The 26,516-nt window shown below is 73.1% G+C and carries 25 protein-coding genes and 1 pseudogene; 15 read left to right on the forward strand and 11 right to left on the reverse strand.

Annotation, left to right across the window (positions count from 1 at the left end; genetic code table 11):
* Positions 1-110: 110 nt before the first annotated feature.
* Positions 111-1,898, reverse strand: a complete 1,788-nt coding sequence (locus ACZ4WH_RS21630) for a M4 family metallopeptidase (protein WP_468182769.1) — start codon at positions 1,896-1,898, stop codon at positions 111-113.
* 310 nt (positions 1,899-2,208) lie between these two features.
* On the opposite strand from ACZ4WH_RS21630, the gene ACZ4WH_RS21635 reads away from it, so the two are divergent.
* The 10 genes from ACZ4WH_RS21635 to ACZ4WH_RS21680 all read left to right on the forward strand — a co-directional run bounded on the left by ACZ4WH_RS21635 (position 2,209) and on the right by ACZ4WH_RS21680 (position 12,854).
* Positions 2,209-3,360, forward strand: a complete 1,152-nt coding sequence (locus tag ACZ4WH_RS21635) for a serine hydrolase domain-containing protein (protein WP_468182771.1) — start codon at positions 2,209-2,211, stop codon at positions 3,358-3,360.
* Positions 3,361-3,497: 137 nt separating this feature from the next.
* Positions 3,498-4,805 carry a CAP domain-containing protein gene (locus ACZ4WH_RS21640; RefSeq protein ID WP_468182773.1) on the forward strand — a complete coding sequence of 436 codons (1,308 nt, stop codon included), beginning with the start codon at positions 3,498-3,500 and terminating at the stop codon, positions 4,803-4,805.
* A 56-nt stretch (positions 4,806-4,861) separates the two neighbouring features.
* Positions 4,862-5,536, forward strand: coding sequence for an AIM24 family protein (locus ACZ4WH_RS21645; RefSeq protein ID WP_468182775.1), 675 nt, complete (start codon positions 4,862-4,864; stop codon positions 5,534-5,536).
* 153 nt (positions 5,537-5,689) lie between these two features.
* Entirely contained in the window at positions 5,690-6,730 is a 1,041-nt protein-coding gene (locus ACZ4WH_RS21650; protein WP_468182777.1) for a tetratricopeptide repeat protein, read from the forward strand.
* A complete protein-coding gene (locus ACZ4WH_RS21655; RefSeq protein ID WP_468182779.1) occupies positions 6,727-7,752 on the forward strand; it encodes a polyprenyl synthetase family protein in 1,026 nt (341 codons plus the stop codon). The genes ACZ4WH_RS21650 and ACZ4WH_RS21655 overlap by 4 nt, the downstream gene beginning before the upstream one ends.
* A gap of 91 nt (positions 7,753-7,843) precedes the next feature.
* On the forward strand, positions 7,844-8,803 hold the full coding sequence (locus ACZ4WH_RS21660) for a threonine/serine dehydratase (RefSeq protein WP_468182781.1): 960 nt from the start codon (positions 7,844-7,846) through the stop codon (positions 8,801-8,803).
* Between the two features lie 96 nt (positions 8,804-8,899).
* Positions 8,900-10,480 carry a serine/threonine protein kinase gene (locus tag ACZ4WH_RS21665; protein ID WP_468182783.1) on the forward strand — a complete coding sequence of 527 codons (1,581 nt, stop codon included), beginning with the start codon at positions 8,900-8,902 and terminating at the stop codon, positions 10,478-10,480.
* A 50-nt stretch (positions 10,481-10,530) separates the two neighbouring features.
* Positions 10,531-11,502, forward strand: a complete 972-nt coding sequence (locus tag ACZ4WH_RS21670) for an LLM class F420-dependent oxidoreductase (RefSeq protein WP_468182784.1) — start codon at positions 10,531-10,533, stop codon at positions 11,500-11,502.
* A 173-nt stretch (positions 11,503-11,675) separates the two neighbouring features.
* Entirely contained in the window at positions 11,676-12,104 is a 429-nt protein-coding gene (locus ACZ4WH_RS21675) for an SsgA family sporulation/cell division regulator (RefSeq protein WP_468182786.1), read from the forward strand.
* A 126-nt stretch (positions 12,105-12,230) separates the two neighbouring features.
* On the forward strand, positions 12,231-12,854 hold the full coding sequence (locus ACZ4WH_RS21680) for a DUF2238 domain-containing protein (RefSeq protein WP_468182873.1): 624 nt from the start codon (positions 12,231-12,233) through the stop codon (positions 12,852-12,854).
* 13 nt (positions 12,855-12,867) lie between these two features.
* Here ACZ4WH_RS21680 and ACZ4WH_RS21685 read toward each other — a convergent pair whose 3' ends face one another.
* Positions 12,868-13,362: a DUF6328 family protein gene (locus ACZ4WH_RS21685; RefSeq protein WP_468182788.1), complete on the reverse strand. Its 495-nt coding sequence runs from the start codon at positions 13,360-13,362 to the stop codon at positions 12,868-12,870.
* A gap of 68 nt (positions 13,363-13,430) precedes the next feature.
* Positions 13,431-14,414, reverse strand: a complete 984-nt coding sequence (locus tag ACZ4WH_RS21690; protein ID WP_468182790.1) for an aldo/keto reductase — start codon at positions 14,412-14,414, stop codon at positions 13,431-13,433.
* Positions 14,415-14,540: 126 nt separating this feature from the next.
* On the opposite strand from ACZ4WH_RS21690, the gene ACZ4WH_RS21695 reads away from it, so the two are divergent.
* Positions 14,541-16,235 carry a cholesterol oxidase substrate-binding domain-containing protein gene (locus tag ACZ4WH_RS21695; protein WP_468182792.1) on the forward strand — a complete coding sequence of 565 codons (1,695 nt, stop codon included), beginning with the start codon at positions 14,541-14,543 and terminating at the stop codon, positions 16,233-16,235.
* Between the two features lie 15 nt (positions 16,236-16,250).
* Here ACZ4WH_RS21695 and ACZ4WH_RS21700 read toward each other — a convergent pair whose 3' ends face one another.
* The 4 genes from ACZ4WH_RS21700 to ACZ4WH_RS21715 all read right to left on the reverse strand — a co-directional run bounded on the left by ACZ4WH_RS21700 (position 16,251) and on the right by ACZ4WH_RS21715 (position 20,668).
* Positions 16,251-16,835 (reverse strand): TetR/AcrR family transcriptional regulator, encoded by a 585-nt coding sequence (locus tag ACZ4WH_RS21700; RefSeq protein ID WP_468182794.1) that lies wholly within the window; start codon positions 16,833-16,835, stop codon positions 16,251-16,253.
* Positions 16,836-16,929: 94 nt separating this feature from the next.
* Positions 16,930-18,402: an MFS transporter gene (locus ACZ4WH_RS21705; RefSeq protein ID WP_468182796.1), complete on the reverse strand. Its 1,473-nt coding sequence runs from the start codon at positions 18,400-18,402 to the stop codon at positions 16,930-16,932.
* Between the two features lie 128 nt (positions 18,403-18,530).
* On the reverse strand, positions 18,531-19,352 hold the full coding sequence (locus tag ACZ4WH_RS21710; protein ID WP_468182798.1) for a lipase family protein: 822 nt from the start codon (positions 19,350-19,352) through the stop codon (positions 18,531-18,533).
* Between the two features lie 113 nt (positions 19,353-19,465).
* Positions 19,466-20,668, reverse strand: coding sequence for an FAD-dependent monooxygenase (locus tag ACZ4WH_RS21715; RefSeq protein WP_468182800.1), 1,203 nt, complete (start codon positions 20,666-20,668; stop codon positions 19,466-19,468).
* Positions 20,669-21,001: 333 nt separating this feature from the next.
* Here ACZ4WH_RS21715 and melC1 point away from each other — a divergent pair, with 333 nt between their 5' ends.
* A complete protein-coding gene (gene melC1 / locus ACZ4WH_RS21720; RefSeq protein ID WP_468182802.1) occupies positions 21,002-21,379 on the forward strand; it encodes an apotyrosinase chaperone MelC1 in 378 nt (125 codons plus the stop codon).
* A gap of 35 nt (positions 21,380-21,414) precedes the next feature.
* Positions 21,415-22,236 (forward strand): tyrosinase MelC2, encoded by an 822-nt coding sequence (gene melC2 / locus ACZ4WH_RS21725; RefSeq protein WP_468182804.1) that lies wholly within the window; start codon positions 21,415-21,417, stop codon positions 22,234-22,236.
* Here melC2 and ACZ4WH_RS21730 read toward each other — a convergent pair whose 3' ends face one another.
* A complete protein-coding gene (locus ACZ4WH_RS21730) occupies positions 22,237-22,956 on the reverse strand; it encodes a ribonuclease H family protein (RefSeq protein ID WP_468182806.1) in 720 nt (239 codons plus the stop codon).
* Between the two features lie 34 nt (positions 22,957-22,990).
* Positions 22,991-23,785, reverse strand: a complete 795-nt coding sequence (locus tag ACZ4WH_RS21735) for a VOC family protein (protein WP_468182808.1) — start codon at positions 23,783-23,785, stop codon at positions 22,991-22,993.
* Positions 23,786-23,912: 127 nt separating this feature from the next.
* Here ACZ4WH_RS21735 and ACZ4WH_RS21740 point away from each other — a divergent pair, with 127 nt between their 5' ends.
* Complete coding sequence (locus ACZ4WH_RS21740; protein WP_468182810.1) at positions 23,913-24,818, forward strand: aminoglycoside phosphotransferase family protein; 906 nt, start codon at positions 23,913-23,915, stop codon at positions 24,816-24,818.
* 22 nt (positions 24,819-24,840) lie between these two features.
* Here the strand turns inward: ACZ4WH_RS21740 and ACZ4WH_RS21745 are convergent, their stop codons facing one another.
* A complete protein-coding gene (locus ACZ4WH_RS21745) occupies positions 24,841-25,323 on the reverse strand; it encodes a VOC family protein (RefSeq protein ID WP_468182812.1) in 483 nt (160 codons plus the stop codon).
* Positions 25,324-25,591: 268 nt separating this feature from the next.
* Between ACZ4WH_RS21745 and ACZ4WH_RS21750 the strand changes: the two are divergent.
* Positions 25,592-25,793 (forward strand): annotated as a pseudogene (locus ACZ4WH_RS21750) (epoxide hydrolase); the annotation flags it as partial.
* Positions 25,794-25,864: 71 nt separating this feature from the next.
* On the opposite strand, the gene ACZ4WH_RS21755 reads toward ACZ4WH_RS21750, so the two are convergent.
* Positions 25,865-26,257, reverse strand: a complete 393-nt coding sequence (locus ACZ4WH_RS21755) for a helix-turn-helix domain-containing protein (RefSeq protein WP_468182814.1) — start codon at positions 26,255-26,257, stop codon at positions 25,865-25,867.
* Positions 26,258-26,516: the final 259 nt, after the last annotated feature.

Below are 26,516 nucleotides of genomic sequence, written 5' to 3' on the forward strand. Positions count from 1 at the left end.
AGAAACAGCGGCTGTTACGGAGGCCGTTGGGGCTCTCGCGGGCGTCCGGACACGCGGATGCCCCGCACGAGGCGGGGCATCCGGTGGTGCCGCTGTGGTGCGGTTGTCCGTCAGTGACGGGCGCTCGGCGTGTTGGCGGCGGTGACGTTGACCGCGGCCCACGACTTGTCCACGGTCTTGTACTCGGTGCTGTTCGCGCCGTACAGGTCCTTGGCCGCCTTCAGCGTCGCGACGCGCGCCTGGTGGAAGTCGGTCGTGGAGACCATGTAGCGGGTGAGCGCACGGTAGTAGATGGCGGTGGCCTTGGTGCGGCCGATGCCCTTGACCGTGATGTTGTGGTAGGTCGGCGAGTTGTAGGTGACGCTGCCGATCTTCTTCTTGCCGCTGCCCTCGGCGAGGAGGTAGTAGGCGTGCGAGGAGACACCGGAACCGGCGTGCACCTCGGTGTAGTAGGTGCCCGGCGACCAGTAGTCGATCGTGCCCTCGAGCTTGTCGAGGGACGGGTGGTCCAGACGGCGCAGGAACTTCTGCGCGAGGCCCAGCTTCTCACCGACCAGGTAGTCCGGCGTGTCCTTCGCGTTCTTGGCGTAGAACTCGACGTTCGAGCCGAAGATGTCCGCGAGCGACTCGTTCAGCGAGCCGGGCTCGCCGTACTGGTTGCCGTCGGAGTCGACGAAGGTCGGCTGGAGGTTGGCGGTCGCCTCGACCACGCCGTGGGTCAGCTCGTGACCCGTGACGTCGAGCACGACGAGCGGCTTCTTGAACATCTGGCCGTCGCCGTCGCCGTACAGCATGCAGTTGCAGGTCGGGTCCCAGAAGGCGTTGGCGACCTTCTTGCCCCAGTGGACCATCGCCTGGGCGGCCTTGCTGTTGTTGGCGATGCCCTTGCGCTTGAACGTGGACTTGTAGAAGTCCAGCGTCTTGGTGATGCCGTACTGGGCGTCGGCGGCGGCGCTGACCCGGCTGCTGGTCGTGCCGTTGCCCCACACGTTGGTCGTGTTGGTGAGCTTCGAACCGGCGCTGAACTTCTCCGTGTACGAGCCCTTGGCGTCCCGCGTCTCGGTGCCGTACCGGTTCGGGTCCTTGAGCTGGTAGTGGCCGCGCGAGGTCTGCGTGGTGGTCAGACCGACGGTGCCCACGAAGAGGGTCTTGCCGGTGCCCTTGGCCGCCGACGGGTAGGCCGCGGCACCCGCGCTGCGCGAGCCGACCAGTCCGGAGACGTCGGCGCCGGAGCCGGTGCCGGTGGCCGGGTCGAGGGTCTCGCCGCGCTCGCGCAGGGCGTCGAGCAGCTTCGGCGACAGGAACTCGTCCCTGGTCGGCGTGTTGCTGCGCACCTTGCCGGTGACCGCGTCCACGACGACCGTGCGGGAGTTGTCCTGGTCGGTGACCGTGACCTGGTAGGCGAGCGCGGAGGCGCCGTCGCGGGCGTCGACCACGAGCCGCGCGCTGCCCGCGTCGCCCTTGGCGGCCTGGGCGGCCTTGGCGGCGGCCTGGTCCGCGGTCAGCTTGGCCTTGGCGGCGGCCGGCTTGACGGCGTGGTCGGCGGCACGGGTCACGCCCGTGTAGCCGAGCCGGCGGTCGAGGTGGACGATCAGGTCGCCACCGAGCACCGGCAGGTCGTCGTGGGTGCGGACGAAGCGGACGTGCCGGGCGCCCTCGGGGTCGATCATGACGTCCTGCGCGTGCAGTTCGTCGCCCTGGGAGACGCCGGTCGCCGAGGCGTGCGCGAAGGCCGCGGTGCGCGCCGCCTCCACCACCACCGTGGCGTTCGAGGCGGCGGAGGCGGCGGACCGCTCCACCCCCGTGGAAGGAGCCGCGAAGGCCGTACCGGCCAGGCCCGTGGCAGCGGTCGTCACCACGACGGCGACCGCCACGGTGCGTATGTGCGGTCTACGCAATCTGATCAGGGTTCCTTCGTTCGAAGGCGGCCGGATTCCCCAACCGCCTTGAGGCATGGCGCGGTTGGGCGCCACGGGGGCCGGTCCGGCCCCGAGGGGAAACCCTTGCGGATCAGTCATGGGCACGTAAAGCCGGAATGATCCATTTCGCGAACTTCTATGGCAATCCTTTACGAATGACCGCCGCAGAGTGATCACGGGATGACCAACTGTGTGTCGGCTGTGGAGACGTCGTCTCGATCCCCTAGGTTCCCAGGGCGGAATGTGACCGATATCGCATCAGAAACCGACCGATGGGAGTGGGTAGGGGATGGTCTCAGCAACGGTGGGGCGGGGAGCGGTTCTCGGAGCGGTCGCGCTGTCGCTGCTCGCGGTCCCGGCGCGGGCCGCGACCGGGGGCCCGGACACACCGTCGGCGGCGACGCTGCCGGCACCCGACACCGCGGGCCTGGCCGCGGTGCTGCGCTCGGCGGTGGCGCAGGGGGCGCCGGGGGCGCTGGCCCGGATCGACGACCGGGGCAGGACGTACCGGATCACCCAAGGTGTCGCCGACCGCGCCACCCGGCGGCCCATCAGCACCGACGACCGCTTCCGGGTGGGGAGCGTCACCAAGACCTTCTCGGCCGTCGTGCTGCTCCAGCTCGTGGACGAACACCGGCTCTCGCTCGACGCGCCGGTCAACCGCTATCTGCCGAACCTGCTGCCGGACGACCGGATCACGGTCCGCCATGTCCTCAGCCATCGCAGCGGGCTGTACGACTACACCGACGACATGTTCGCCAACAGCGTCTCCGGCTTCGAGGCGGTCCGCAAGAAGGTCTTCACCTACCGGCAGCTGGTCGCCCTCTCCCTGAAGAAGCCCCGCACCAACGCGCCGGGCGCCGCCTACGCGTACTCCAACACGAACTTCGTCGTCGCCGGGCTGCTCATCGAGAAGCTCACCGGGCAGTCCGTGAGGACCGCCTTCGAGAACCGTGTCATCGAGCCGCTGAAGCTGAAGGACACGTTCTACGTGCATCCGGACACCGCGATCCCGGGCCGCTACGCCCACGGCTACCTGACCCCGGACACGGCGGGCGCGCCGCTGGTCGACGCGACCGCGCAGACCGTCTCCTGGGCGCAGAGCGCGGGGGCGATCATCTCCAGCGCCCGGGACCTCGACGTCTTCTACAGCGCGCTGCTCAAGGGGAAGCTGATGTCCGCCGCGCGGCTCGCCGAGATGGAGCGGTTCACCAAGGTGAACAGCACGACGGCGTACGGGCTCGGGCTGCGGCGGCGCGATCTGTCGTGCGGGGTGTCGGTGTACGGGCACACGGGGGCGGTGCAGGGGTACTACACGTACGCGTTCGGGACGAAGGACGGGGGGCGGAGTCTCACGGCCGTGGCCAACACGTCGAACAACGCGAAGGTGTTGGACACGTTGGCCGGTGCGCTGGAATCGGCCTTCTGCGGGAAGAGGTAGAGGGTGGTGCGCGCCATGTCGCCGTGCGGGTGAGCGGGGGCTTGTCGCGCCCACGCGGCGGAGCCGCATATGGAACAGCCCGCGCACCTGGGTCGGCAAGCGGGAACCCGCTGACATCCGACTCGCGTTGTATGGGCATGGGCGAGCTGGTTCCCGGGGGCAATGTGCCCTTGCCCGGTGGTCCGATACGACTTCGGGTGGCCGGTGCCTTCGACGTGTCCGCTCTTGTCACCGGGGCCGACGGGAAGGTCGGCGGGGACGGTGACTTCGTCTTCTACAACCAGCCCGACGCGCCCGGGGTCCGGCTGCGCGGGGACACGCTGGCCGTCGATCCGGTGCGGCTGCGCCGTGGTGCGTGCCGGGTCACGGTCGTGGTCAGCGCGGCCGAGCCCGGCACCCCGCTCGGGCGGCTGCCCGCGCCCCGGCTGGAGGTCACCGACGGCGCCGGCCGTGCGGTGGCCGGGTTCGCGCCGCCACGGCCCGGTCCGGAGACCGTGCTGCTCCTCGCCGAGCTGTACCACCGTCCGGGCACCGGCTGGAAGCTGCGGGCGGTCGGGCAGGGGTACGCCGACGGGCTGGCGGGGCTCGCCCGGGACTTCGGGGTGGACATAGCCGACGACGGCGGGCAGACGGCGCCGTCGGCCCCACGGCGCTCCGCCGGCCCTGGGGCCTCCTCCGCCCCCGACGAGTTCACCCGGCTGGTCAACGCCGCCCGCGCTCGCGCCGGTCGCCCGCCCGTCGTACCCGATCCGCGTCTGCTCTCCGCCGCGCGGGCGCATGCCCGGGCCATGGCGGACGCGGGGCGGCTCGGGGCGGAGGGGCGGGACGGGGTGTCGGTGTACCAGCGGATCTCGGCCGCCGGGTACGGGTATGTGACCGTCGGCGAGCATCTCGTCTCGGGGCCGCGCTCCCCGGCCGAGTTCGTGGACCACTGTCTGGGTTCGGCGCGGGCCCGGCGCACCCTGCTCGACCCGGCGTTCCGGCATGCCGTGCTGGCCCACGCCGACGCGGGCGACCGGTACTGGACCGCGCTGTGGGCCGCTCCGCCGGCACCGGACGGGCTGGTGCGCACGGCCGGTGAGGTCGTCGCGCTCACCAACGCCGAGCGCGGGCGGGCCGGGCTGCCCCCGCTGGCCGTCGATCCGCCGCTGACCACCGCCGCGCAGGGGCACTGTGCCGACATGGTGGCCCGGGACTTCTACGCGCACACCTCCCCGGACGGCGGCCGGCCCTGGGACCGGGCCGCCGCCGCGGGGTCCCGGCGGCGCCTGATCGGGGAGAACATCGCCTGCGGGCAGCGCTCTCCCGCCGAGGTCGTGGACGGCTGGATGAACAGCCCGGGCCATCGCGCGAACATCCTCAAACGGGAGTTCACCCACATCGGCGTCGGCTTCACGGGCGGCGGCCGGGCGGGCACGTACTGGACACAGCTGTTCGGTGGCTGAACCGGTACGCTAAGTGATCTTGGCAAAGTGCCGTCGTTCACGACACCATTCCGCGCATGAAGAGTGATCTTTTCTCCAGTCAGCACATGGTGCAGCCGACCGTCGAGCCGGGAATGTCCGTCGAGAACGCCAAGTGCATCAAGTACACGGTGGACGGCGAGATGTACGCCCGGCAGGGCGCCATGGTCGCCTACCGCGGCAGCCTCAAGTTCGAGCGCAAGGGGCAGGGCGTCGGCGGCATGCTCAAGCGTGCGGTGACCGGTGAGGGGCTGCCCCTCATGACGGTGAGCGGGCAAGGCGAGGTGTGGTTCGCGCACGAGGCGCAGAACTGCTTCATCGTCGACGTCGAGCCCGGCGACCAGTTCACCGTCAACGGCCGCAACGTCCTGTGTTTCGACGCCTCCCTGTCGTACGAGATCAAGACGGTGAAGGGCTCCGGCATCGCCGGCGGCGGCCTGTTCAACAGCGTCTTCAGCGGGCAGGGCCGGCTCGGTCTGGTCTGCGACGGCAATCCGCTGGTCATCCCTGTCTCCGCGCAGGCGCCGGTGTACGTCGACACCGACGCGGTGGTGGGCTGGACCTCGCAGCTGGAGACCTCACTGCACCGCTCGCAGTCCATCGGCTCGATGCTGCGGGGTGGTTCCGGCGAGACCGTACAGCTGGTACTCAAGGGCGAGGGATACGTCGTGGTGCGGCCGAGTGAGGTCACGCCCGAGAAGGACCACGACTGAACCCGCACAGATGATGTGTGAAGAGCGGGCAACCCCCGCCGCCGTACCGACGTCTTGATCGTCGACAGACCGAGCCCCGGCCCCCTCGGGCCGGGGCGATTTTCCGAGACGCTATACACGCCATGTATACACTCCGTGTATAGAAGGGTACGCATGTACGGCAAGGCTTTCGCCCCGGAGTACCAGGGCACCCTGACCACCCTGTCCGTGAACTCCTCGCTGGTCGACGTGCTGGCCGCGGCCACCGAGCGGCTGCGCGAGGCCGAGCGGGCCGGACGCCCCGGCGAGGCCGCGCGCTGCGGGCTCGCCGTCGCCGAGGCACACCGGCGGCTCGGCCATGTACGGGACGCCGACCGGGCCTGGAAGGCGAGTTACCGCGCCGCCCGGGAGGCCGGCGACACCGCCGCGATGGCCTGGGCGCTGTGGAGCGGCGGCACGCTCGCCCGGCAGCGCGGGGCGTTCCCGCTGGCCTGGCGGCTGCTGGGGCTCGCGGCCGAACTCGGCGAGCGCGGCGGGGACGTCGTCGTCCGCGGCTACTCGCTGGCCGGCCTCGCCGAGACCGGCCGGATCCAGGGCGACTACGCGGCGGTCGGCCGGCTGCACGAGCAGCTGCTGGCCGAGGCCCGCAGGCGGGGCGAGGCCCGGCACACGGTGTGGGCCCTGGAGGGCATCGCCCAGATGCACCGCAACACCGGCGACCACGACACGGCGTACGCGCTGTTCGAGGAGGCCGCCGAGATAGCCGCCCGGGCCGAGGACCGGCGCGGGCACGCCTGGGCGCTGCGCGGACTCGCGGACGTCCTCTCGGTGCGCGACGGCGCCACCGAACGGGCGCTGGAGCTGCTGGCCGAGGCGGAGGCGACCTGCCGGGAGATGAACCTGTCCAGCGCGCTCGCCTACAACCACAAGATGCAGGGCAACGTGCTGTACCGCGCGGGCCGTTACGCCGAGGCCCGCGAACGCTACGAGCTGGCGCTGACCGAGTTCCGGACGATGAGCGAACCGCGCGGCGAGGCGCTGTCCCGGCTGGGCCTCGCCAAGTCCCTCGCCCGGCTCGGCCGCGACCGTGCCGAGACCGCCGCCGAACTCGCCGACCTGGCCCGGACGCTGGAGCGCGGCGGGCTGCGGCACGCGCGGGAGATGGTGGCCCGGGCGCAGCGGGAGTTCGGCCTCGACGCGGAGGCCGTACGGTGACGGCGCTCGGCTCGCCGGTGCGGGAGTCCGCCCGGCACGTCCTCGACCGGTGCCGGGAGCTGGTCCGGCCGGAGCTGCGGAACGCGGTGGGGCGGCTGCACCCCTGGGTCGCCGAGATGGCCGCGTACTCCTTCGGCTGGTGCGAGGTCGGCGGGGCACCCGCCACCGCGCCGGGCGGCAAGGGCGTACGGCAGGCGCTGGCGGTCCTCGGGGCCGAGGCGGCGGGCGCCGACGGGCGAACCGGGGTCCCGGCGGCGGTCGCGGTGGAGCTGGTCCACGCCTTCTCGCTGCTGCACGACGACATCATGGACGGCGACGCGACCCGGCGCCGCCGCCCCGCCGTCTGGCAGGCCTACGGCACGGGTCCGGCCGTGCTGGCCGGGGACGCCCTGTTCGCGCTGGCGGTGGACACCCTCGCCGCCGCGCCGGAGGGCGCCGGCGCGGTACGGCTTCTGTCAGCGGCCCTCGCCGACCTGGTGCGCGGACAGGCCGACGACCTGCTGTTCGCCACCCGGCCCTGGACCGGCCCGGAACGGGTGACACCCGAGGAGTACCGGGCGATGGCGGAGGGCAAGACCGGCGCGCTGCTGGGCTGTGCCGCCGCGCTGGGCGCCACGCTCGGCGGGGCGCCCCGGGACACGGCCGTCGCGCTGGACCGGGCCGGACGGCACCTCGGGGTCGCCTTCCAGCTGGTGGACGACGTGCTCGGCATCTGGGGCGATCCGGCCGTCACCGGCAAGCCCGTGGGCGGCGACCTGCGGGAGCGGAAGAAGACGTTCCCGGTGCTGGCCGCGCTCGGGTCCCCGGTGGCCCGGCGGCTGCCCGCGCTGCTCGGCCCGGCCGGGCACGCCGAGGAGGCCGCCACGCTGATCGAGGCGGCGGGCGGCCGTACGGCGGCGCTGGCCGAGGCCCGTGCCCACACGGCCGCCGCGCGGGAGCTGCTCGGCACCGCTCCCCTGGCCGCCGGCGCCGCCGGGGAGCTGACGGCGTTGCTGGACTTCCTGGTGGCCCGTGTGCTGTAGCCATGATCCGGAACGGCGTTGACCTCCGGCGTCCCGGCGGGTGAAGGTGCGACCGGCGCGGTACCGACCCGCGCCGGAAGGGTGAAGCACCGTGATCGAGATCTCGGACATCGAAACCGCCGCCCGGCGGATCGCCGGACACGTCGTCCGCACCCCGACGGTACCGAGCCCCGGCCTCGGCGCGCTGCTCGGCGTCCCCGTCACCGCCAAGCTCGAACTGCTCCAGCGCACCGGCTCGTTCAAGGCCCGCGGGGCCACGGCGAAGCTGTTGTCGCTGAGCGAGGCCGAGCGGGCGGCGGGCGTGGTCGCGGTGAGCGGCGGCAACCACGGGATCGCGCTCGCGGTGATGGCGGCGGCCCTCGATGCGAAGGCGACCGTGGTCATGCCGCGCACCGCGCCCGCGCGTTCCCTGGCGCTCGCCGAGGAGGCCGGGGCGTCGGTGCGGCTGACCGACGGCATGGACAGCGCCTTCCAGCTGGTGACGCGGCTGCGCGACGAGGGTCTGACCCTGGTCCACCCGTTCGACGACCCGGTCGTGATCGCCGGACAGGGCACCGTGGGGCTGGAGTTGGCCGAGGAGGCCGGGGAGCTGACGGACGTCGTCGTCAGCGTGGGCGGCGGCGGTCTGATCGCCGGGATCGCCGCGGCCCTGCGCGCCCGGCGGCCCGGGGTGCGCGTGTGGGGCGTGGAGACCGAGGGCGCGGAGGCGATGTCCGGCGCGCTGAAGGCCGGCGGTCCGGTACCGGTGCCGCTGTCCTCCCTCGTCACCACGTTGAGCGCGCCCTCGGTGTCACAGCTGACGTACGACCATGTGTCCGCGCTCGTCGAGGAGGTGCTGGTGGTCCCGGACCGGGACGCGGTGCGGGGCTGTCTGGACCTCGCCGAGCACGCCAAGGTGTGGGCCGAGCCGGCCGCGGGCTGTCTGCTGCCGGCGGCCCGGCAGGTGGCGGAGCGGGTCGGCGACGGGGCCCGGATCGGGCTCGTGGTGTGCGGGGGCAACACGACGCCCGGGGAACTGACCGGCTGGGCCGAGCGCTTCGGGCTGCTGTGAGAACTCCGCCGTGAGAGCTTTTGGGCGCGTGCCTGAACGCACCCCCGCCCGCCCCGCGTACCTCTGGGAAAGACGCGGCAGGGGTTTCAGCGAGGGATGACCATGGTCAAGGCGCACGTCTCCGCACACGAGTTGGTCGCCGGACGGTACCGGCTCCTGGAGGTCTTCTCCCGCGAGACGAACCGCCTGTGGTGGTACGCCGAGGACGTGGCGGCGGAGCAGCCCCGCCTGGTGGCGCAGACCGCCCTGCCGGAGCCCGCCGACGAGGACACCGCGCGACGCGTCACCGCCCGGGTCGTGCGGACCTCGGAGACCATGCGGCTGCTGCGCCCCGGCCAGGTGGCGGCGGTCGTCGACGCCGTGGTGGAGGCGGGCGCCCTGTGGACGGTCACCGAGTGGGTCGACGGCACGCCCCTGGGCGAACTCCTGGCCCAGGAGGGCTCGTTCCACCCGGTGCGGGCGGCCAGGCTCGGCCTGGACCTGCTGGACGTGCTGCAAGCCGCGCACGACGAGGGCGTCACGCACGGCGAGCTGAGCCCCGGCCAGGTCTTCGTGCGCGACGGCGGACCGGTCGTCGTCACCGGGTTCGGGCTGGCGGGCGCGACGCTCGTGCCGCGGCTGACGGCGCCGTCGTACGCCTCGCCGGAGCAGGCCCGCGACGAGCGCATCGGCCCGGCCGCCGACCTGTGGGCGCTGGGCGCGCTGCTCTACACGATGGTCGAGGGCCGGCCGCCGTTCCGGGACCGCGGCCGGCCCGACGCCACGCTGAAGGCGGTGGACCGGCTGCCGCTGCGCACCCCGCTGCGCGCCGGGCCGCTCACCCAGGCCGTGCAGGGTCTGCTGCGCAAGGACGCGCGGGAGCGGCTGACCCGGCCGGTGGTCCGCGAGGCGCTGACCCGGGCACTGCGCGAGGAGACGGACGCGGACCGGCAGCCGGCTCCCGAGCCCCGGCTGCGCGGCGCGTACCGGGCCGTGCGCCATGCCGGACCGCTGCGCGGCAGACGGGCCCTGGCCGCCGGCACCGCGCTGGCCGTGGTCACCGTGGCCGCGGCGGTGCTGGCCGCGTCCGGTGCGCTGTCGTCCGGCACGGACACGGCCGGGGCGCCGCCCCGGGCCACCCCGTCCGCCCCCGCCGGCCGGCAGACCGGCGGCGGCACCGCGCCCACCTCCGCCCCTTCCTCGAAGCCGACCGCCTCGGCCTCCTCCGCCCTCCCGGCCGGCTACCGCCGGTACACGGCCCCGGAGGGTTTCTCGGTGGCGCTGCCCGACGGCTGGAAGCGGCTGACCACCTCCCGGGTGTCCGACCTCGCCTACCGCGTCACCTTCGGCCGGGACGGCGACTCGCCCACGCTCGCCGTCACCTACAGCGAGCGCGTCGGCCCCGACCCGGTCGCCGTCTGGCGGGACGACGTCGAGCCCGGGCTGAAGAAGCTGCCCGGCTACGACCGCGTCGGCGCCGTGCGGGCCACCACCTACCAGGGCCGCAGTGCCGCCGACCTGGAGTGGCTGGCCGGCTCCGGGGACGCCCGGGTGCACACCTTCGGGCGGGGCTTCCTGCTGGGCGGGACGCGGGGCTTCTCGCTGCGCTTCACCACCCCCGCCGCGGCCTGGGGCGACGCGGCCAACCGGCTGGCGCTGAAGACGTTCCTGGGGACGTTCCGCACGCCGGAGGACTGACCCGGGCCCGTGGGCCGTTTTCCGGGCGGCGAGCCGGGGACTCGCCACGTATGGTGCAAATCGGATACACGATGATGACCGAGCAGGCAGGCCCCCGGGACCTGGTGGATCACGTGGTGAAGGCCGAGGAGGCGGGTTTCGACTTCTCGGTGATCTCGGACCACTACTTCCCGTGGCTGCGCGCGCAGGGACACTCCTCGTACGCGTGGAGCGTGCTGGGCGCCGCCGCCCAGGCCACCTCGCGAATCCCCCTGATGACGTACGTGACCTGCCCCATCCTGCGCTATCACCCGGCGATCGTGGCGCAGAAGGCGGCGACCGTGCAGCTGCTGTCACAGGGCAGGTTCCGGCTCGGCCTGGGCGCCGGCGAGAACCTGAACGAGCATGTCGTGGGCGGCGGCTGGCCGCCGGTGGACGTACGCCACGAGATGCTCGAAGAGGCGGTCGGGATCATCCGGGCGCTGTTCGAGGGCGGCCATGTCACGCATCACGGACAGCACTTCGACGTGGAGTCGGCCCGGCTGTGGGACCTGCCGGAGGAGGCGCCGCCGATCGGCATCGCCGTCTCCGGCGACCAGTCCTGCAAGCTCGCCGGGCACCTCGCCGACCTGGTGATCGCGACCGAGCCGAAGGCGGGCCTGCTGGAGGCGTTCGACCGGCACGGCGGCACCGGCAAGCCCCGGGTCGGCCAGCTGCCGGTGTGCTACGACCCCGACCGGGAAACGGCGATCAAGCGGGCCCACTCCCAGTTCCGCTGGTTCGGTCTGGGCTGGAAGGTGAACGCCGAACTGCCGCACCCGGACTCCTTCGAGGCCGCGACCCAGTTCGTGACCGAGGACGACGTCGCCTCCTCCGTCCCGTGCGGTGACGACCCGGACGCGTTCGTGGAGGCCGTACGGCCCTACGCGGAGGCCGGGTTCGGGGAAGTCGCCCTGGTCCAGATCGGCGGCGACGCGCAGCCCGAGTTCCTGGACTGGTCGGCGAAGACCCTGCTGCCGGCCCTGCGGGAGGCGTTCGCCTGACGCCGTACCGCCCCGCGGAACGGCTCCGCCCAGGCAGGTCCCCGGGTCCGGGCGGCGCCGGCGACTGCCGGCCGCGTTGCGCGGCGTCCTCGGGATTCAGTCGCACGGGTGAGCATCCTGGGCGTTGCGGGGGTACTAGAGGGCCCTACGCCGATTGTCCCGGAGGCCCCCGCGTGAACTCGTTCGTGCACAAGACCCTGGTGGTGCAGCTCCTCGCGCACGGCACCGGCCGGTGTCCGGTGCTCGCCCACCTCAGCTACGACGCCGACGACCCGTTCGCCGTCACCGCCGTCTTCGCCCACGACGGCCGTGTGCTGGCCTGCTGGCGGCTGGACCGGCAGATGCTCGCCGACGGGCTGGCCGGGCCGGTCGGCGTCGGTGACGTCCGGATGCGGCCGGAGGCCACCGGCCTGTGGCACGAGCTGCGCCTTGAGTTCTTCGGGGACACCCGGCCGGACGGCGGCCGGCACCACGCGGTGGTGTTCGCCTGGGCACCCGCGATCGCCGCGTTCCTGCGCGAGACCCATCAGATCGTGCCGCCGGGCCGGGAACGCGTCCCGGTGGACGAGCTGCTGGCGGAGATCCTCTCCGCGGCTGAGTAGCCGTACTCATGCCCGCGGCCCCGGCCGGGCACCACGATGGGGCTCCTACGACCCCCACGCCGCCCTCAGGCAAGGAGCCCCGCCGTGACCGCAGTGCACCCCGCCCCGCTCCGCGCGCCGCGCCGCGTGCCGCCCGCCCTCTTCGCCGGCGTGGTGGCCGCGGGGCTGGTCGTGTCGGCGTGGGGCGCGCGCGACCGCACCACCTGGTTCCTGGAGACGGTGTGGGTGCTGGCCGGGCTGCCCCTGGTGGTGCTGCTCCGGCGGCGCTTCCCGCTGACCGGGCTGCTGTGCGGACTGCTGACCGCGCACGCGCTGGTCCTGGCGGTCGGCGGGCACTACACCTACGCGCAGGTCCCGGTGGGCGACTGGGTGCGCGACACGTTCGGCCTGGAGCGCAACCCGTACGACCGTTTCGGGCACCTGACGCAGGGCTTCGTCCCGGCCGTGCTGGTGCGTGAACTGCTGAGCCGTACCTCGCCGTTGCGCGGCAGCCGCTGGCTGGCGCCGCTCACCGTGTGCGCCTGCCTGGCCTTCAGTGCCTGCTTCGAGCTGCTGGAGTGGCTGGCGGCCGAGATCGGCGGGCACGGCGCGGACGCGTTCCTCGCCACCCAGGGCGATGTGTGGGACACCCAGTGGGACATGTGCTGCGCCCTGATCGGCTCCGTGCTGTCCCTGCTGCTGCTCAGCCGGGTCCACGACCGTCAGCTGCGGATACTGGAGGGCGTCACCCCGGTGGGCGCCGACCGGTAGAGCCGCCCCGGGCCTAGCGGCCGGAGCCGGTCGTGTGCCTGCGGCGGGCCCACAGGGGCAGGCCGTACCAGCACCCCACGTACCAGGCGACGACGGCCGCCACCAGGTACGGCACATAACCGTCGTGCGTCGCCACCCGGAGGATCAGCAGCAACGACGACGTCATCGTGGCGAGCAGCAGGACCAGGCCGACGAACGTCATCCGGGAGGCCAGCCGTACCGCCTGGGGCTTGACCCGGCGGCCGGCGACCAGGCGGTGCAGGGACACCGGTCCGATGAGGGCGCCGGTCGCGCAGGCACCCAGGACGACGGTCACGATGTAGATCGCCTGGTCGACGGTGGCCAGGGTCCCGTACTTCGGCTGGAAGACGACGGTCAGCAGGAAGCCGAACAGGATCTGCACGCCCGTCTGGGCCACCCGGACCTCCTGGATGAGTTCGCCCCACATCCGGTCGGCCCGCTCTTCCTCGGTCTCGTCGCGCCCTCTGCGCCGTCCTTCCGCCGTCATGCGGTTGCGTGTAACCGCATGACCGTTCGTTCAAACGACCGACGTCGCCGCGCCCGGCGCCCGCGCGCCTACCAGCGGGACTCGACCTGGTCCTTGATCCGGCGGTCGTACAGCTCGCGGATCGCGGTGAACGTCTCCGGCGGCAGCGGCGGCAGCTTGGCCGCGGCGGCGTTGGCGCGGGCCTGCTCGGGGTTGCGGGCGCCCGGGATCACCGTGGTCACGCCGTCCTGCTCGATGATCCAGCGCAGGGCCAGCTGGGCCGGGGTGTAGTCCTGCGGGGCGAGCGCGGCGAACTCGGCGGCGGCCTCGACGCCGGTCTCGTAGTCGACGCCGGAGAAGGTCTCGCCCTGGTCGAAGGCCTCGCCGTGCCGGTTGAAGGTGCGGTGGTCGTTGGCCGCGAACACCGTGTCCTTCGTGTACTTGCCGGACAGCAGCCCGGAGGCGAGCGGCACGCGCGCGATGATGCCGACGCCGGCCGCGCGGGCGGCGGGCAGCACCTCGTTCAGGGGCTTCATACGGAACGGGTTGAGGATGATCTGCACGCTCGCCACGTTCGGCCGGGCGATGGCGGTCAGCGCCTCCGCGCAGGTCTCCACGCTCACCCCGTAGGCGGCGATCCGCTCCTCCTCGACCAGGGTGTCCAGGGCGTCGAACACCGCGTCCGAGGAGTAGACCGGGGTGGGCGGGCAGTGCAGCTGCACCAGGTCGATCCGGTCGACGCCGAGGTTGCGGCGCGAGCGGTCGTTCCAGGCGCGGAAGTTGTCCAGAACGTAGTTCTCCGGGATCTGCTCGACCCGGCGGCCCATCTTGGTGGCCACCAGCACGTGCAGATCGGGCCGGCCGCGCAGGAACGAGGCGATGGTGGCCTCGCTGCGCCCGTCGCCGTACACGTCGGCCGTGTCGAAGAAGGTCACCCCGGCCTCGGCCGCCGCCTCCAGGACGGACAGGGCCTCCTTGTCGTCCACGTCGCCCCAGTCGGCGCCCAGCTGCCATGTGCCGAGACCGACCACCGATGCCCACTGACCCGACCTGCCGATTACGCGTTCGTCCATGGCGTCAGTCTGTCATCCGACCGGGGGTCCCGCGGAACGGGCCGCTCCACTCACGTCGTTCACTCGAACGAGTGACACGTGTCCACGGACCGTGGACGCGTCCCGGGCCGCCCTTAGCGTGACCGCGTGAACGATCCTTCAGTGAACCGCCGTGCCCTGCTGCGCACCGCCGCCGCGCTGGCCGCCGCACCGGTGCTGGTCGCGGCCGACCCGGCGGTGGCCGCGGCCGAACTCCCGGGATTCCCGGACGAGGTGGCGCTCCACCGCACGGCCTACCGCAACTGGGTCGGCGAGATCACGGCCGAGGGGCTGTGGGCGTGCGCACCGACCGGCCCGGAGCAGGTGCTCGCCGTGGTGAACTGGGCCTGGCGCAACGACTGGCGGGTCCGCGCCCGGGGCTGCTCGCACGGCTGGTCGCCGCTCACCCTCACCGAGGGGACGACCGCGTCCGACCGGGTCCTGCTGGTCGACACCACGGACCGTCTGACCGGCCTCGCGCTGGAGTCCCCCACGGCGGTGCGGGCCGGCGCCGGCGTCACCCTGGAGGCCCTGCTCACCTTCCTGGAGGGGCACGGGCTGGGGCTCACCGCGACCCCCGCGCCCGGCGATCTGAGCCTGGGCGGCGCCCTGGCGATCGACGCGCACGGCACCGCCGTACCGGCCGACGGCGAACGGCCGCCGCCCGGCGGCACGTACGGCTCGCTGAGCAACCGGGTGCTGGAGCTGACGGCCGTGGTGTGGGACGTGGCGGCCGACGCCTATGTGCTGCGCACGTTCCGCCGGGACGAGGCGGACTGTGCCGCGCTGCTGACCCATCTCGGCCGGTCCCTGGTCACCGAGGTGGTGCTGCGGATCGGCCCGGACATCCCCCTGCGCTGTGTCAGCCGTACCGACGTCCCGGCCCGCGAGCTGTTCGCGGCGCCCGGCTCCGGCGGGCGCACCCTGGAGTCCTTCCTGCGGCGTTCGGGCCGGGTGGAGGCGATCTGGTTCGCCTTCACCGAGTTCCCGTGGCTGAAGGAGTGGAGCGTGGCTCCGGTCCGGCCGCCCGGCTCCCGGCACGTCACCTCGCCGTACAACTACCCGTTCTCCGACAGCGTCCCGGAGCCGGTGGCCGACCTGGTGGGGCGGCTCGTCGGCGACGGGGCCTGGTATCTGGCGCCGGCGCTCGGCGCGGCCCAGCTGGAAGCGGCCTCCCTGGGGCTCGCCGCGACGGCGTCGGCCGATCTGTGGGGGCCGTCGAAGAACACGCTGCTGTACCTGCGGCCGACCACCCTGCGGGTGACGGCGAACGGGTACGCGGTGCTCACCTCGCGGGCGGGGGTGCAGCGGGTGGTGCACGAGTTCACGGCGTACTACCGGGAGCGGCTCGCCGCCTACGCCGCACGCGGCCGTTTCCCGGTCAACGGCTCGGTGGAGATCCGGGTGACGGGCCTGGACGACCCCGCCGACAGCGGGGTCCCGGGCGCCCACGCCCCGCTGCTGTCCGCGCTGCGGCCGAACGCGGAGCACCCCGAGTGGGACACCGCGGTCTGGCTGGACGTGCTGACCCTGCCGGGCACGCCGTACGCCGAGGCGTTCCTGGACGAGCTGGAGGACTTCCTGCTCGGCGGGTACGCCGGCGGGTACGCCCTCACGCGCGTGGAGTGGTCCAAGGGCTGGGGCTACACCGAGGACGGCGTCTGGCGCGACGAGCGGGTGCTCGGCACGGTCGTGCCGGACTCCTTCGGCGCGGAGGTGTGGGGGCGGGCGGTCGCGGCCCTGGACCGGCTGGACCCGCACCGGGTGTTCGGGAACGGCTTCCTCGACCGGCTGCTGCGCTGACGCGTGCCCGGTGGCTCAGGGGCCGGGTGTCAGCTGCGCCTGTACGGCGGGCCCGTAGCGGTCGGCGAGGGCGTCGGCGTCGGTTTCGCGCAGGTGGGGGCCGCGGGCGATGCCGTACATGACGCCGAGGCCGACCAGGGCGGCGACGGCGAGTTCGGCGCGCACACCCGCGTCGGGGCCGGTGAGCCGGGCGGCGAGGCGTTCGGTCACCTGGGCGCGGAAGTTGGCGCGCAGGACGTCGCCGTGGTCGCCGTGCAGCGGGGCGAAGGCGATGCGCAGCAGCGGGTCGGCGCCCCGCTCGCGCTGGCTGGAGACGACGTGCCGGACCATGTGCCGGCCGAGGTCGTCCAGCGGGGCGTCCAGCAGGGCGTCGGCGTCGGTGTCGAAGGACATCACGCGGGCGAAGAGGGCGTCCTTGTTGCCGAAGTACTTCAGGATCAGCGGCGGGCTCACCCCGGCCCGCTCGGCGACGGCCTTGAGGGTGATGTCGGCGTGCGCGTGCCGGGCCAGGAGGTGGCGGGCGGCCTTCAGGATGGCGGCCTTGGTGGCCTCGGCGTCCCGGCGTGCGGGGGCGGGCGCCTGACCGGGTGACGTGGTCATGATCCTCCTGCTCCCTCCGGGGCCGTGGTCGTCATGCTCCCTCCGGGACCGTGGTCGTCGTGCTCCCTCGGCGCTGCCTCCGTGGCCGTGGCCCTCATGCTCCCTCCATCGCCTCGTCGCGGGCGCCCCGGGTGCCGTCCCGGGCCCGCCGGGCGCCTGCCGTGGGGCCGTCGCCGGGGATGGAGAGGGCCGCCGCGCAGGCCGCGAGGGCGATGGTGCCCGCCATGGCGAAGGCGAGCTGGTAGCCGTGCAGGCTGGGCACGGGGACGCCGCCGAGGGGGCTGCTGTGGTGGACGAGGACGGCGGCGACGGCCGCGCTGGAGACGGCCTGGCCGATGGTGCGCATGAGGACGTTGACGCCGTTGGCGGAGGCGGTCTGGGCGGCCGGTACGGCGCGCAGGATCAGGGTCGGCAGCGCCGAGTAGGCGAGCGTGGTGCCGGTGGCCACCACGGTGGCGCCCAGGATGATCATCCACAGGTCGCGGCTGTCGACGATGCGGAGCGCGTACCCGCAGGCGATGACGGCGGCGCCCAGCGCGAGCGTGATCCGGGGGCCGCGCGCGGCCGAGATCCGGGCCGACAGCGGGGAGAACAGGAGCATGGTGACGCCGCCGGGCAGCAGGCAGAGCCCGGTGGCGACGATGGACAGCCCGAGGCCGTACCCGGTGGCCTTCGGCGCCTGCACCAGCTGGGCGGTGACCAGGGAGTTGGCGTAGAAGGCGAACCCGGTCAGCAGGGCCGCCACATGGGACAGGCCCACCCGTGGCCGGGTGACCAGCCGCAGGTCGACCAGCGGCCGCGCGGTGCGCAGCTGCTGCCGGCACCACAGGGCGAGGACGACGACGGCCCCGAGGAACAGTCCGAGGACCCGGGCGCTCCCCCAGCCCCAGGTGCCGCCCTGGGAGACGCCGAGCAGCAGGCAGACCAGCCCGGCGGCGAGGCCGAGGGCGCCGGGGACGTCGAACCGGCCGGGCTCCCGCAGCGGCGACTCCTTCACGGCCCACCAGGTCGCCGTGACGCCGGCCGCGCCGAGGGCGCTGGTCAGCCAGAACATGGTGTGCCAGTCGGCGTACTGCACGACCAGCGCGGCGAGCGGCAGACCGAGCGCGGCGCCGATGCCGACGGTGGAACTCATCAGCGCCACCGCCGAGCCCCGGCGCTCCGGCGGGAGTTCGTCGCGCAGGATGCTGATGGACAGCGGGACCACGGAGGCGGCGGCGCCCTGGAGCGCGCGGGCGGCGATGAGCACGCGGATGTCGGAGGAGAGCGCGCACATCACGGAGCCGACGGTCATCAGGGCGAGCGCGGCGGTGAGCACCCGGCGCTTGCCGTACATGTCGCCGGCCCGGCCCAGCACGGGGGTGAGGACGGCGCCGGAGAGCAGGGTCGCGGTGACCGTCCAGGAGACGGTGGCGGCCGACGCGCCGGTGAGCCGGGGCAGGTCGGGCAGGAGCGGGACGACCACGGTCTGCATGACCGCCATGAGGATGCCGCCCGACGCCAGCACCGGGATGGTGAGCCGGTCGCGCAGCCGGGGCGGCGGGGATATCGGGGCTCGCTGGTCCATCGGCGCTCCTGAGGGCGGCACGGTGACGAGGTGAATACTCATTCACCTTATCGAGTGAATAGGCATTCACCAACGTTTGTTCGCCCGAATGGGGAGGGTGCGACGATCAGCCGCGGGGAGGCCGCGGCTCAGCCCAGGTTCTGTTCCAGGACCGCCAGATAGGTGCGCATGGAGTGGTCGCGGACGCCGTCGGAGGCGGGCGCGAACGGGTCCGCGGTCAGGCCCTTGGCCCGGTCGCCCAGCACCGAGAGCATCGGCATCGACTCGTGCAGCCGCCCCTTGGAGTCGAAGTAGCGCAGCGCCCGGACGTGGGTGTAGGCGGGTTCCGGCGGGAGTTGGGCGACGATGTCGTTGTTGTTGACGAAGCGGTACATCCGGCCGCCGAAGCCCTCGTGGAACGCCTCGGCCAGCAGCCGGTCGCAGGTGCGGGGCTGGCCGTAGGTGTAGACGCCGTCCGCGGCCAGGTGCGGCTCCTCCAGGTACAGCCGGGCGCCGGCCAGCATGGCGAGCGCTCCGCCGAGGCTGTGCCCGGTGAAGTAGACGGCCTGGCCGTCGGTGCGCAGCTCGGTGAGGGTGTCGTGGACGCCCGGGTAGACCGATTCCAGGGCCTGGGCGAAGCCGTGGTGGACGTAGCCGTGGCCGCCGGGGCCGGGACAGGCCGGGGTGGTGGCGTCGGAGAGCCAGTCCTTGATCCGGCCGGGCTCGGTGCCGCGGAAGGCGGTGACGATCATCCGGTCGCTCGCCAGAGTGCAGGCCTGGGCGTCCTGGAGCGGGAAGGGCGGGGTGAACCGGGTGTGGTGGTGCCGCACCTCCTCGAACCCCCACCGGGCGGCCTGTTCCTCGATGGCGGCCCGGTCCTGGTAGGCCAGGTCGGCCGCGCGGGCCAGCCAGTAGGCGCGCTGGAGGCTGTAGCCGGAGGAGGTGTGGTCGAACGCGACGGGTACGGCCATGCGGGGACTCCTTGGACCGAGGAGGGAGTTGGCTGGGGTCTTTCGTCTGGATCAGGCCGGATCAGGGAGCGGTGTCAGGGCCCCCGAACCCGGCATGATCCAAACGAGAGGCCCTAGCCCCGGCGGGCCGTGGAGCGGGCGTGCAGGGCGCGGGCGGCGCGGGGGCCGAGCCAGCGCTTGAGCCGGCGCAGCGCCTCCAGCTGTCCGGCCGCCTTGTCCAGGCCGTAGTACAGCTGGGGCGGGACGTACGGCAGCAGGGGCGAGTGGCGCTGGCCGAGCAGGGCGAACATCCGGTGCGGGGGCAGGTGGATGTAGCGGGGCAGGTTCTCGTACCACTGGGCGCTGTAGCGGGCCGCGCTCTGCACGGACAGCAGCTCCGCCTGGCGCTGGCGCTCGTAGGCGGCGAGGGCGTCGGACAGGGCGGCGTGTTCGCTCAGGGCGCCGGCGAGGCACAGGGCGTCCTCCAGGGCGAGGGTGGTGCCGGCGCCGATGGAGTAGTGGGTGGTGTGGGCCGCGTCGCCGAGCAGGACCAGGTTGCCGTCGTGCCAGGTCTGGTTGGTGAGCGTGCGGAAGGTCAGCCAGGAGGCGCCGGAGCGGGCGGTCAGGGGGTGGCCGTCGAGGATGCCGGCGAAGAGTTTCTCCAGCAGGGCGAGGCCCTCGCCCACGTCGGCCCGGTCCAGGCCGAGGCCGGTGAAGGTCTCCGGGGAGCACTCGACGACACAGGTGCTGTGGTCGCCGCTGTAGCCGTAGCCGTACGCCCAGATCCAGCCGTGGTCGGTCTCGGTGAAGGCGAAGGTGAAGGCGTCGAAGACCTTGCTGGTGCCGAGCCAGATGTAGGGGTTGCGGCCGGAGGTGACCCGGGTGCCGAAGTGACCGGCCCGGCGGGTGCGCAGGGCGCTGTGCACGCCGTCGGCCGCGACGACGAGGTCCGCGTCGGCGGGCGGTTCGGTGAGTTCGCTCTCGTACTCCAGGCGGACGCCGAGGGCGCGGGCCCGGGCGGCGAGCAGGTCGAGCAGGCGGTGCCGGCCGATGCCGAAGCCCTCGTCGCCGTGGTTCCGGGTCGTCAGGTCCCGTACGTGGGCGACGCCGTCGCTCCAGCGGACCGAGTGCTTCTCGATCGCCCGCGCCGATGCCGGGTCGTGAGCCCGCAGCCTGTCGAGGAGGCCGCGCCAGTACGTCACGCCCCAGCCGTAGGTGGAGCCCTCCGGGTTGCGTTCGTGGACGGTGATGTCATGGGAGGGGTCCTGCCGCTTGAGCAGGATGGCGAGGTACAGGCCGGCGGGCCCGCCTCCGACACAGACGACCTTCACACGCACACCCCTGCCAGTCACCGGACGTGGTCGAACGGCACCGGAGGGTAGCAGGACGGGGGGCCCGCCCGATCGCGCCAGTCTGGCGCGGTGAGCCGCACCACTCGGACGGGCGGCAGCCGGAAGGGATCACCGGAAAGCCGGCCGGCCCGGCAAGGAATTCCCCGTTCCGGGGCGGATCGGGCCACCGTCACAGCAAGATCATCTTGGTTCAATTCTGTACCGCATAGAGCCGATTGTCCGGATCACAGCCAACCGGTTCCGACTGATTTCTTCCACTCCCTGACATCCCGATAGGCATGCGTCGTCACCACCGGACCACTCCTCAGGAGGACCCGCATGCCCGACATCACCCGGCGGCGCGCGCTCACCGCGGCAACCGCCGTCGCCGCGACGGCCTCGGCCGCCACCCTCGCCGCGCCCACCGCGACGGCCGCCGGCCACCACGCGCCCGCCACTCCCGATTCCTTCGACGAGGTCTACAAGGGCCGCCGGATACAGGGCCGTCCGGCGAGCGACGGCGGACACCACCACGAACACGGCGGCGGCTACGCGGTGTTCGTCGACGGCGTGCGGCTGCACGTGATGCGGAACGCCGACGGCAGCTGGATCAGCGTCGTCAGCCACTACGACCCGGTGGCCACCCCGCGCGCCGCCGCGCGTGCCGCGGTGGACGAGCTGCAAGGCGCGCCGCTGCTGCCGTTCCCCGCCAACTGACCGCCCCCGCAAGGACTTCCGGAGCACCGCGCACCATGACCGTACGCAAGAACCAGGCCACCCTGACCGCCGACGAGAAGCGCCGGTTCGTCGCCGCCGTCCTCGAACTCAAGCGCAGCGGGCGCTACGACGACTTCGTCCGCACGCACAACGAGTTCATCATGGCGGACACCGACAGCGGCGAGCGGACCGGCCACCGCTCCCCCTCCTTCCTGCCCTGGCACCGCAGATTCCTGCTCGACTTCGAGCAGGCGCTCCAGTCCGTGGACTCCTCGGTCGCGCTGCCCTACTGGGACTGGAGCACCGACCGCACGGTGCGGGCCCCGCTGTGGGCGCCGGACTTCCTCGGCGGCACCGGGCGCAGCACCGACGGCCGGGTGATGGACGGCCCGTTCGCCGCGTCCACCGGCAACTGGCCGGTCAACGTGCGCGTCGACGGCCGTACGTTCCTGCGCCGCTCGCTCGGCACGAGCGTGCGTGAGCTGCCGACACGCGCCGAGGTGGAGTCGGTGCTGTCGATCGCGACGTACGACATGGCGCCGTACAACAGCGCCTCGGACGGATTCCGCAACCACCTGGAGGGCTGGCGCGGGGTCAACCTGCACAACCGGGTGCACGTGTGGGTCGGCGGGCAGATGGCCACCGGCGTGTCCCCGAACGATCCGGTGTTCTGGCTGCACCACGCCTATGTCGACAAGCTGTGGTCGGAGTGGCAGCGGCGGCATCCGGGCGCCGGCTACGCGCCGACGGTCGGCACGCCGGACGTGGTGGACCTGAACGACACCATGAAGCCGTGGAACACCGTGCGCCCGGCGGACCTGCTGGACCACACCCGCTACTACACGTTCGACGCCTGATCAGGCCTCGGCGGTACGGCACTCCGGGTGGCCCCAGCCCTGCGCGTTCTTGGCGATCTTCTCGCCGGCCGCGTAGGACCGGCCGCACAGGCAGCGGCCGGGGAACTTCGCCTTGATGGTGCGGGCGGAGGCGGTCCCACCGGTGCGCGAGGACGCGGCGCCACCGGTGCGGCGGGGTGCCTTCTTGCGCGGTGCGCCGGCCGCCGGGGTGTCGGGCGACGGCGGGGGCGACGGCGAGCCGAGCGCGCTGCCCGCCGCTTCCTGGACGGAGGCCGCCTGGCTGGCGGCGCGGTCGGCGAAGTCGTTCAGCGGGTCGCCGTCGACCTGGTGGGCGGGGACATAGCGGAACTCGACGGACCGGCCGCCGAGCAGTTCGTCGATGCGGACCACCAGGTCCTGGTTGGCGACGGGCTTGCCCGCGGCGGTCTTCCAGCCGTTGCGTTTCCAGCCGGGCAGCCAGGTGGTGACGGCCTTCATCGCGTACTGGGAGTCCATCCGGATCTCCAGCGGCACGTCCGGGTCGACGGCCGAGAGCAGCCGTTCCAGGGCCGTCAGTTCGGCGACGTTGTTGGTGGCCCGGCCGAGCGGACCCGCCGCCCAGCGGGCGGGAGTCCGCTCGTCGTCGTCCGAGACCACCCACGCCCATCCGGCCGGTCCGGGGTTTCCCTTCGAAGCCCCGTCGCACGCGGCCACCACACGTTCACGCATGTGCCCGATCATGCCATGGCCGCGCGGAGCGCTGTTCCGGGACCGGTCAGACCTCCTTGATCTTCGGCATCTCTCCCTCGGTGGTCGTGATGTCGATCACCGAGAAGTTCGCACCCTGCGGGTCGCTGAGCGCCGCGAACCGGCCGAAGGGGCTGCTCATCGGTCCGAAGCGGAGGATGCCGCCGAGCTTGACGGCCCGGTCGACGGCCGCGTCGCAGTCGTCGACGGAGAAGTAGACGTTGATGTACGACGGCACCTCGGGCGGGAAGTCGTCAGTCATCCGCATCCGGCCGAGGACGGTGTCCTCCCCGACGTCGAACATCCGGAAGTCCACCGCGTCGTCCTCGATCTCCTTCATCCGGTACGGGAAGACAGCGGAGAGGAAGGAGTCCGCCTGCTCCGGCTCCCTGGTGAAGACCTCGGCCCAGCAGTAGGCGCCGGGCGTGGCCGTCGCCTCGAAGCCCTCGTGGTTGCCCGCCTGCCACACGCCGAACACGGCTCCGCTGGGCTCCCGGGCCAGGCACATCGTGCCGAAATCACCGACCCGCATCGGCTCCATCAGCACCTCGCCGCCGTTCTCCCGGATCTTCTCCGCGGTGGCCGCGGCGTCCGGCGAGGCGAAGTACAGGCACCACTGCGACTGGCCCTCCTGGCCGGGCATGGGCGGGACGACCGCCGCCACGGCCTTGCCGTCCACGTAGGCCTGGGTGTAGTTGCCGTACTCCGACGACGACTCGCCGAAGGTCCAGCCGAGGACGTCGCCGTAGAACCGCTTGGCTCCCTCGACATCGCTGAACATCGCATCGGCCCAACAGGGCGTTCCTTCGGGTTGCACGGCCATGTTGGCGGCCCTCCTGGTGTGGTGTGTCCCGTTTGTTCACGCTAGCCATCCGGGGTCCGGGTCGCGCGCCGAGCCGGACCAGGAAACCGGTCGACAGCGAGGCCCTCGCCCCGCTGTGATGAGTCCGATGAACACGGTCAAGATGCGTGAGGGCGAGGTCGGCATCGACCCGCCGCTGGTCGGCCGGCTGATCGCCCGGCAGTTCCCCGAGTGGGCGGCGCTGCCCGTACGGCGCCTGGACTCCTCCGGCACGGAGAACGCCATGTTCCGGCTGGGCACCGGCCTGGTGGTGCGGCTGCCCCGGCATCCCGGTGCCGTCGCCGACGTGACGCACGAGCAGCGCTGGCTGCCCCGCCTCAACCCGCTGCTGCCGGTGGCCACCCCGGAGCCGGCCGGGCTCGGCGCGCCCGGCGAGGACTTCCCCTGGCCCTGGTCGGTGTACCGCTGGCTGGACGGGCGGAACCCGGTCGCCGGTGCCGTCGCGGAGCCGGAGCGCCTCGCCGAGCGGCTCGGGGCGTTCGTGGCGGCGCTGCGCCGGATCGACCCGCACGACGGGCCGCCCGCCTCCCGGGGCGTGCCGCTCGCCACCCGTGACGAGCCGACCCGGGCCGCGCTGGCACGGCTCACCGGTCTCACCGACCGGATCGACACGGCGGCCGTGACGGCCCTGTGGGAGGAGGCGCTGCGGGCGCCGGCCCACTGCGGTCCCCCGGCCTGGGCGCACGGGGACCTCTCCCCGGGGAACGTACTGGTCGACGGGGACCGGCTGAGCGCGGTCATCGACTTCGGCTGTGCCGGCGTCGGCGACCCGGCCGTGGACCTGATCGTGGCCTGGAACCTGCTGCCCGCGTCCGCCCGGGACACCTTCCGCAAGGCCGTCGGTGCCGACGAGGCCCAGTGGGCACGCGGGCGCGGCTGGGCCCTGTCGATCTCGCTGATCCAGCTTCCGTACTACTGGCACACCAACCCGGCCCTGGCGGAGAACTCCCGGCATGTGATCGCCGAGATCCTCGCCGAGGCCGGGCGACGGTGAAAAAGGCCGGCCGGACATCCCGCTACTCGCCCGCGTACGCCTTCTCCAGCGCGGCGGCGTCCAGCTTGCCCATGCCCATCATGGCCTTCGTGGCGCGCGCGGCCTTCTCCGGGTCGGGGTCGGCGACCATGTCGAGCAGCGGGGCGTAGACGACCTGCCAGGAGACGCCGTACTTGTCCTTGAGCCAGCCGCAGGGGCCGCCCTCGCCGCCGTTCTCGGTGAGCTTCGTCCAGTAGTGGTCGATCTCCTCCTGGTCGGAGCAGAGGATCTGGAAGGAGATCGCCTCGTTGAAGGTGAACTCGGGGCCGCCGTTGAGCGCGACGAACTTCTGGCCGTTGGCCGTGAACTCCGCCGTCAGCACCGAGCCGGCCGGACCGGGCCCGCCCTCGGGCCAGCGGACGACGCGCCCGATGCCGGCGTCCTTGAAGACGGACACGTAGTGGTGCGCGGCCTCCTCCGCCTGGCCGTCGAACCAGAGACACGTGGTGAATCCGTCGGTGGTCATGAGCGCCTCCCGGGGCGTGAACGTGGGTGTGGAACCGGGCGTGGAACGCCGTCATGTATGTCGACCGCTCCCCGAGGCGAAACTCATCGGTCCGCCCGCCTCGTCATCCGAACGGGCGAGGGGCGTCCCGCCCAGCATCCGGATCACGACCTCTGCACCGGACGAGGGCATCCGGCCCTCCGCCTCTCCGTCCCGCAGAGCGACCTCGACGACATGTACGACCGCCTCGACCGCACCCGCCGGCCCGCCGAACCGCCCGGCGCGGGCCGGCACGGCCGCCTCCTCCGCCCGGATCTACTACGAGCGGCCTACGCCACCGGCCGTACCGCCCGCCCGGCCGAGCCGTCGACGGTCCCGACCGCGCTCGCTGGAGGGAGTTCGACCAGGGCGGCCACTTCGCGGCCATGGAGCAGCCGAACCTGCTGGTCGGCGACGTCCGGGCGTTCTTCCGGCAGCTGGAGGAGAGGTGACCGCGGGCAGCGGGGTGGGCGGACCATCCGGGCGCCCGGTCAGGCGGGCAGCCGGTCGGGCGGGCAGTTGGTCAGGCGGCCAGGCACAGTCCCTGGTACGGCCGGTGCGGTGCGGCGGTGGGCCGGTGTCGCTCGGCCGTGCGGCGGGTCAGCTCGCCGTGCGCCAGCGACAGCAGGTCCCCGAGGCCCAGGCCGAGCGCGTGGGCCGCGGCGGCCAGCACCTCGGACGAGGCCTCCTTGCGGCCCCGCTCGACCTCCGACAGATAGGGCAGCGAGATCCGGGCCGCGTCGGCCACCTCTTTCAGCGTGCGCTCCTGCGCCCGCCGCTCCCGGCGCAGCACCTCGCCGACCAGATCCCGCCACAGGGGCTCCCTTGGCGCGGGCTCGCCGTCCGGCGTGTCCGGGCGGGCGGGCGCCGGTCGCAGGGGGATCACTCGGGCTTCCTCGCTCAGCGGGTTACTCATCCCGTCAGCCTAGGAGCGGTGCCGTTCCGGACAAGGGCGCGGCGTTCCGCCGTCAGGGAAACCCGGGCCGGACCGGCCGTTTCCCGCCACTGCGGCGCGGCGGATGCATGCGGGCCGTCACCGGGGGTACTCGCGCCGTGAGCGGCTCCGCGGGACGCATGGCCCGCCGCAGAACGGGTATCCGCAGGGCACGCGACCTGTATTCGGGGCCGACAGCCTGCCGTACGGGGAGACGTCGAACCGTGACTTTCGTGGGAGA

The organism is Streptomyces sp. NPDC029138 (genome assembly GCF_055564375.1).